General features: G+C 45.3%; 3 protein-coding genes. 2 read left to right on the top strand and 1 reads right to left on the bottom strand.

Annotated features, from left to right (window positions below; translation table 11 throughout):
- Positions 1 to 164 precede the first annotated feature (164 nt).
- A complete protein-coding gene (locus tag QUA13_RS31610; protein WP_333204921.1) occupies positions 165 to 2,252 on the bottom strand; it encodes a thioredoxin domain-containing protein in 2,088 nt (695 codons plus the stop codon).
- Positions 2,253 to 2,379: 127 nt separating this feature from the next.
- Between QUA13_RS31610 and QUA13_RS31615 the strand changes: the two genes are divergently transcribed.
- Positions 2,380 to 3,954, top strand: coding sequence for an outer membrane protein assembly factor BamB family protein (locus tag QUA13_RS31615; RefSeq protein ID WP_333204923.1), 1,575 nt, complete (start codon positions 2,380 to 2,382; stop codon positions 3,952 to 3,954).
- A 143-nt stretch (positions 3,955 to 4,097) separates the two neighbouring features.
- A complete protein-coding gene (locus QUA13_RS31620; protein ID WP_172185182.1) occupies positions 4,098 to 4,595 on the top strand; it encodes a 2TM domain-containing protein in 498 nt (165 codons plus the stop codon).
- Positions 4,596 to 4,734: the final 139 nt, after the last annotated feature.

Raw genomic sequence — 4,734 nt, forward strand, 5'->3', positions numbered from 1 at the left:
TAATAAATCCTCAACATCTAAAAAACTGGTTTACTAAATGCTGCTACTGTCATCTATAAACTTGCAATCTGCTGTATCAAAATAAGCTCGATAATCTCATAGGCGACGCACCAGACAAAATGCGTCGCCTGAAAACTAAGAATCTCGTAAACCCGCTCCCCGTGCTAAACTCGGGTTTGACTTTGCCAAATTTCTGCCAACAGCCGCTCTTGACTTTTCGCCGGTTCTTTGCAAGTCAAACACTCGCAAACTAACCCGATAACCCCTTCAGGCAAATCAGCCTCAATCTGACAGACAGCAGTCGGATAATACTGCGAAATCAACCCGGAAATCTGGTCGGGAGTCGTGCGAATTAGGGTAGAATGCTGATACCAATCGAGAGCAGAAAACAAACTCGGACAAGCTTGCGGAGCATCTTGTACAATACTGCTGAAAGCTTGCAAACCTTGCTCCGCGCGATCGAGATATTCCAAATTTTGCGCCAGCAGTGCGAGGCGAACCAAAGAGGCGATCGCAATTCCATTCGCCGCCGGAGTTGCGTTGTCTATATAGCTGCGTTCCCGCACCAACAAATCTCCGCTAGCATCCTTAGCAGTATTGTAATATCCTCCCAATTCCACGCTCCACAAAAACTCATCAAACTCTTCTTGTACCTGCACAGCTTTCTCCAACCAAAACTGAGAATTTGGCAACTGTTTTGCTTCTTCCCCGTTTCCTAAAGTCAAACTCGCTTGATGCAAATCCAACAATGCTTTCACAAACAAAGCATAATCTTCCGACTGCGCGGTTACAGCAGATTGTCCGTCATAATTCAACCGCTGAAACCGCCCATCCGTCCACTGATTCTCTAAAATAAAATTAGCAGTTGTCGCAGCTAATTCCAGATATTCCCAATTTCCAAAAACAGCCGCAGCGCGGGCTAAACCCGAAATCATTAAGCTATTCCAAGCAGCAATCATTTTCGTGTCAGTTACTGCGGGAATTCTACCCGGCCAATTGTCATTTTTAGCTTCTTGATTGTTGCGGGCTGGGGGAAAAGTTTTTACAGTATCGGGATTGCCACCGTAGCGAACAGCAAAGAGTTTAGCCAAAGCCGTTTCTACCGTGTCGCTCAGTTTTCCCGGATGGCGGCGCTGCAATACATTTTGACCCTCAAAATTGCCGCTGCGACTAACAGTAAACTGTGCTTTAATTTCCGCCAATTCCTCAGCAGTTAACAGTTGTTCCAGTTCGGCATAAGTCCAGACATAAAATGCTCCTTCTTCCGGTTCAACTTCTTCAGAAGTGTTAAAGCTGTCTGCATCCTGTGCAGCATAAAAATAGCCGGTTGGCGCAATCATTTCTCGCTTCAACCATTCTACTGTCCCCGCAATCGCAGTTTCAAAAGCGGGTTCTTGTATTCCCGCGCTCCACAAATTCGCCAAATATTCAACAATTTGACCGTTGTCGTAGAGCATTTTTTCAAAGTGCGGCACAGTCCAAGTCGCATCAACCGTGTAGCGGTGAAATCCGCCTCCTACGTGGTCGTAAATTCCACCCAATGCTAAGTCTAATCCGCGCTGAGTGCAGACTTGTTTTCTGTCGTATTTTGATTCAAAATTAAATCGCGTTCCCCGCAGTGCTAGCTCAGCATAAGGTATCATCGGAAAGCTGGGGCCGGGGTTGCTGCCGGCAATAATTCCGGTGGTAGTTTCTAAGCCTTTTTGAAAAATTTCGCGATTTAATTCGGTGGTTACCCCTGACAGCGCTGCCGACTGTTGGAGGTTGCCTAAAATCTCTGCTTTGAAGGCTTCAACTTTGCCTTTTTCTGTGTCGTAAAAGCGGCGAATTGCTTGCAAAACTTCTAAAAACCCTGGTCGTCCGTAGCGCGGTTCTACGGGAAAATAAGTGCCTCCGTAGAAGGGAACTCGCTCGTCTGGAGTGAGAAAAACGTTGAGCGGCCAACCGCCTTGACCGGTCATCATTTGCAAGGTTTGCATATAAATGCTGTCGATATCCGGCCGTTCTTCGCGATCGACTTTTATCGGTATAAAGTGCGAATTCATGTATTGAGCGATCGCGCCATCGGAAAATGCTTCTCCTTCCATCACCGTACACCAGTGGCAGCTAGAGTAGCCAATTGACAGGAAAATCGGTTTATTTTCGCTCCGGGCCGCTTCCAAAGCTTCGTCGCACCAAGGCCACCAGTCGATCGGATTTTCGGCGTGTTTCCGCAGGTAAAGGCTTTGGGATTGAGCAAGACGGTTGACCATAATCAAATCCACTTTCACTCGTACTGGGTAAGCTTGTCAGTTCTCTAGCAGTTTAGCGCGAGATGTTTTAATTGAGTTGTTGCTGATAATTGTGTTTTAATGTTATGGCTGATTATCTCGATCTAACATGAGTTTATCATCTCGGAGAACCTTCAATCAACAGCTCGGACAATTTTTGCTGAGCGCCGCTGTTCCTCCTGCTGTTCTCAAACTGTACCAAACTGAATCCTCGGAACAAGCTTTATTAGAAACTAATCTTAACAATTCTCTGGCAAAAGCAGAGCCAGAAATAGAATTATTAGTCCCGACATTTTTAGGTAACGACAAGCGCCGTTTCTACGGCAGAGGTGTTCCGAAAAGTTTGAAGTTAATTGACAAATTTCAACTCGGCAGCGGCCGGACTTTTCTGGGAAGGCGGTCTGTAGTTTGGAGCGGCGCCGGTTGGACTGGACAGCCGACTATTACCAGAGACGGGGGAAAAACTTATTTAATTATAGGTGCTTACGACCACAATTTGCGCAAAATAGATATTGCTACAAATAAAGAAGTTTGGCGCTATAAATTTGATGATATAATTAAAGGTTCATCAACGATTTATATCGATGAAAAAGCCAGCGCCGAAAACAGAATTGTGATTTTGCAGGGAAGCCGCAGTGGCGGTGGTGGCAAAAATGTCGTGCCGAGTTTTAGGGCAATATCTTTTAGAACTGGCAAGGAACTTTGGAAATTGGACATCAGAAGAACGCCCAGCTACAGCCGCGATAATGACAGCAGCGCTTTGGACATCGGCGGTGGCGTTTTGTTCAATGCGGGGGAAAATGCGATCGGCTATTTTCTCGATAGTTCCACAAGCCAGGCAAAAATCAAACAAGGAATCAAGCAGCCAAATATCTTGTCGGAAGTACAGCTTTATGCAGCAGGAGATATCAGCAAGCATGGCGGAAACTTGGTAGCGGAATCATCCCCATCGAGGCTCAAAGATAGAATATTTATAGCTGCTGGTTCCGGTCATATTTACGGTATTAGCATTGAAACTAAAAAGATAGTCTGGGATTTCTATACGGGTTCAGATTTGGACGGAAGTGCTGTAATTTCTAAATCGGGTAAACTGTTTTGTGCGATTGAAAAACAATACATTCAGGGCAACGGCGGAGTGCTAAAGCTGAATCCCAACAAGGAACCGAATGCCTGTGTTGAATGGTTTTTGCCGACTGGAAATCGCCGAGTTTCTAGCTGGGAAGGAGGGATAATTGGCTCGGTGGCGTTGAATGACGAGTACAATTCAGGGGAGTTTCCGGCCCTGTTTGCCACAAATGCGATCGACGGCAATTTGTACATCGGTTCCCAAGATATGGTTACAGGTAAAAAAATTGCTGTACCTTGGCGGAAGCAGTCTTACGATACTCCGGTAATAGTGTTTAAAAAAGCCATTGGTTCTTCAATTTCTACTCCGATTTTTACCGATGGCAATAAGCTGATCAGTGCAGGATACAACGGTGTTTATTTGTTCAATTTAAATTGGGAACGAGCGAAGTCTGGGGATCAGAATGCTTTGAGAAATGCTAAAGGCGAGTTTTACCGTTTGAAAGTAATAGAATCAGGGAGATTTAAACCGGGTTTGTCATTTGAGGCGACACCTGTAGTTTGGGACGGAATTGTGAGGGTTTGTGCGAGGGATGGCTGGATGTATACTTTGGGGTGAACTACCTACACGGTTGGCGACTGTGCGAAGTGCGATCGCCTCCTCATTTTCCGGGTGTTGAAATCCGCCAATGTCACTACCTGCCGTTTAACTGCGGTTATCTCTATCATAGAAATGATGTCAGGAATTATAGGAAACTTGTTATGGCGACAAATGAAAGTCAAATAAATCAAATTTACGGATCAGAGGATGCTCAAGGTATTTTACAGCTTGCGATCGCGCGGCGCCAGGATGAAGGGGAATTATCCAGAGTCCAGCTTTTCGAGATTGCGGCGGAATTGGGCATTTCCGAACAGGATATTCTGGCGGCGGAACAGCAATGGTTAGCAACTAGAGGAGAAGTTCAAGAAAAGCTGGTTTTTAACACTTACCGTCGTCGCAAATTGCAGAAAAATGTGACAAAGTACGGCATTATCAATACTTTTTTAGTTTTGTTCAATTTAGCAGCAGCGCACGAGCTTTCTTGGTCGCTTTTTATTTTACTAACGTGGGGATTGGGATTGTCGCTGAATGCTTGGAATGTTTATCAAACTGAAGGGGAAGATTACGAACAAGCGTTTCAGCGGTGGCGTTTGAAGAAACAAGTAGGACAGTCGATCGGCACTGCGACGAATAAGTTTATGAAGTGGTTGCAATCGTGATTTTCTCTTAATAAAAAAGCTATCGCTTTTTCTTCAGATCAACTCCCGCCAATACAAATAACTAGGGCTTGCTGAATATATCGATCGCACTTTACGTGGCCTGGGTTTCGAGCGCGCGATCGAGAGTAAAGTGCAAGAT

It is taken from the genome of Microcoleus sp. S28C3 (genome assembly GCF_036700785.1).
Taxonomy (GTDB): Bacteria; Cyanobacteriota; Cyanobacteriia; order Cyanobacteriales; family Microcoleaceae; genus Microcoleus; species Microcoleus asticus.

Coding starts and splice junctions, on each gene's coding strand:
- QUA13_RS31610 (WP_333204921.1), bottom strand. CDS start 2,252: ATGGTCAACCGTCTTGCTCAATCCCAAAGCCTTTACCTGCGGAAACAC.
- QUA13_RS31615 (WP_333204923.1), top strand. CDS start 2,380: ATGAGTTTATCATCTCGGAGAACCTTCAATCAACAGCTCGGACAATTT.
- QUA13_RS31620 (WP_172185182.1), top strand. CDS start 4,098: ATGGCGACAAATGAAAGTCAAATAAATCAAATTTACGGATCAGAGGAT.